Origin of the sequence: Pantoea rodasii (assembly GCF_002095465.1) — a bacterium.
GTDB classification, from domain to species: domain Bacteria; phylum Pseudomonadota; class Gammaproteobacteria; order Enterobacterales; family Enterobacteriaceae; genus Pantoea; species Pantoea rodasii.
In genome coordinates, this window is record NZ_MLFP01000052.1 from 1 (window position 1) to 2,515 (window position 2,515).

The window sequence follows — 2,515 nt, forward strand, 5'->3', positions numbered from 1 at the left end:
ACGTTGCCAGACAGCTCAACGAAAGACCGAGAAAAACGCTAGACTATGAATCACCCGCAGAACGGTTCAATAAGTGTGTTGCGTCCATCAGTTGAACTCACAGCTCATAGCAGCCATTCAAATCCGAACTAATCCTGTAGATTTTCCATTCCACATAAATCATAGTCTTAGCCAGAGAGTTATGACGGCACTGGAGGAAATGACGCCCCGTGTCGAGCAGTACAGCATCGATGAGATTTTCCTGGATCTGACCGGCATCGATGGCTGCGAGGACTTTGGCCGGCGCCTGCGCGCGCACGTACTGGCCACCACAGGCCTGACGCGTAGGCGTCGGCATGGGACTGACAAAACCCTGGCGAAATCCGCGCAGTGGGCGAGCAAAAAGTGGAAGCAGTTCCGCGGAGTGCTGGCGCTCACGCAGGGTAATCCGAAACGCACCGAAACGCTGCTGGCCAATCAGCCCGTGGAGGAGGTTTGGGGCGTGGGCCGCCGCATCGGTAAAAGGCTGAACGTCATGGCCATCAGTAACGCCCTGCAGCTGGCGCGCGCGCACCCTGCCCTCATCCGAAAAGACTTTAACGTGGTGCTTGAGAGAACCGTGCGCGAACTGAACGGCGAATCCTGTATCCCGATCGAGGAACTGCCCCCGGCCAAACAGCAGATTTGCTGCTCCAGGTCCTTTGGCGAACGCATCACCTCAAAGGTGGCCATGCAGCAGGCGCTGTGCCAGTACGCCACGCGCGCTGCAGAGAAACTTCGCGGAGAACGTCAGTTCTGCCGGCGCATCAGCATCTTCATCCGGACGTCACCGTAATCAAAAAACGATTCAAAACGTATAAGGAGCTGGGTTCATGAAGCAGAAATGGAAAACATGCAAGGCAGGCTTGATGCATCGCAACAAACAGCTGTCGTGCGAAAGCAAACGGAATAGAACTGGAAACGTATCTCTGTATTGCTCTGATGCTGGATAATTGGGACAACCATGACGATAAAGAAATCTCCTATTCTTAGGTATACTTTAAAAATTAAAAAGTAGTAACAGTATAAGGAATAAGTGAATATTTAAAAACACACAGAAATTCATTATCAAATGTGTAAAATCAAAGTTTGATATAATAATTGAAAGCCCAATGATATACTTAATTTAATAGGCCTTTCAGAAAGGGCAAATACTATCAATGCAATATTTCCTTTTTTTAATAAATGAGTAACCACTGCAAATAAAAATGGCAAAGTGCTCATTAAAAACATACTCTCTAGCATTTAGCTATTGATGCAGTAGAGTAAACTTAATAAGATTAGATGACATCATTATATGCGATAGTTTTCTCACACCCATCTTTCCTAATGCTGAGCTAGTATGACAGTATAAAGTCTTTTTCTTTTATTTTTAATTTGTTGCAAATTTCAAATTGATTCCACCCCTCCATAAAAAGTAAAACTATTTGAAACTCTCTTTTAGTTAACTTCTGCTCAGGCTGGATTTTTAGATTATCCATTATTAAATTGTACCGCCCCCCTTCATCAAGCATTCTTAAAAAGAACAGCATGCTATTTTTTCTGATGGTTGATGATTCAGGTAATAGCATATGTAAAAAATACCTGAGATTCCCCCCTCCTATTAATATTATATAAGGAAACTTACTCAACTTTTCACTCAATAAGCTCGTTTTGATCCCCCTCGCTTTCTCAAGAGAATCTAAATCTATAAGAATGATAGAATTTGGGTCTGCATCATGCTTTGAAATCGCATTTATTGAAAAAGACTTAAAATGCAAATTTCTAAAATTCAGGCCTCTTAAACCTATGGACAGGTATGTATTGTTAGTATATAAAAAAAGCACGTTTCTTTCCATTTCCTTATCAACCTTTCATCCTAGAGACTAAAGATATTAATACACTTTTATTTCATCAAAGCAAAATTTAAAATTTTTATTAACAATTTCACAGAAGGTCTCAAGATTATGATTTATATATCAATTCTTGCATTATTTTTGGTTTTTGTTGCAGCCCTGGTCAAGCATACATACACCCGGAAAACAAAAAAATTATACATAAAAAACATCACAATAAATGATATTCTTTATGAAATAAGAATTATACCTAAAGCAAGTCTGATTTTAATCAACCTCATAATTTTAGATGAAAACCAAACAACCTCTTTAACATTAATTTATATTAGCGTAACATAATTATAAATACTGAGTGTTAGAATAAAGCCTAGCGTTGAAAAATACTTTGTGTTTTTACGATTCATTAAATTCTAAATGTGGTGCAATTGATCAGCCCCTAGTATTTGATACAACTTCTAGTTAGTAATGTCGGTTGGTGACACTGACCCCGAATATGATCCAGGCATAGTCAGGAATAACCGGCTTCAGGTTGGTTGCTAATTCTGGCAACCGGCAGATTTTTTGGCGAATTCGGTCGGGGTCATCAAGCCCAGTGCAGAATGAGGGCGACTCTGGTTATAGTGTATGCGCCAGGCATCGATGTTGTATCGCGCATCCTCCAG

General features: G+C 41.0%; 2 protein-coding genes and 1 pseudogene. 1 reads left to right on the top strand and 2 read right to left on the bottom strand.

From position 1 onward, the window contains the following. Positions 1–148: 148 nt before the first annotated feature. Positions 149–811: pseudogene (locus tag HA45_RS23235) on the top strand (DinB/UmuC family translesion DNA polymerase); the annotation flags it as partial. 544 nt (positions 812–1,355) lie between these two features. Here HA45_RS23235 and HA45_RS23240 read toward each other — a convergent pair. Continuing rightward, the gene (locus HA45_RS23240; protein WP_128599091.1) at positions 1,356–1,856 is read right to left on the bottom strand and encodes a response regulator transcription factor; all 501 of its coding nucleotides are present in this window, start codon (positions 1,854–1,856) and stop codon (positions 1,356–1,358) included. A gap of 533 nt (positions 1,857–2,389) precedes the next feature. Continuing rightward, positions 2,390–2,515, bottom strand: a 126-nt coding sequence (locus tag HA45_RS23245) for an integrase core domain-containing protein (RefSeq protein WP_143808515.1), incomplete at its 5' end; no start/stop codon positions are given.

Bases quoted from the DNA above. Each gene is read 5' to 3' on its own strand.
- HA45_RS23240 (WP_128599091.1), bottom strand. From the start codon at position 1,856: ATGGAAAGAAACGTGCTTTTTTTATATACTAACAATACATACCTGTCC.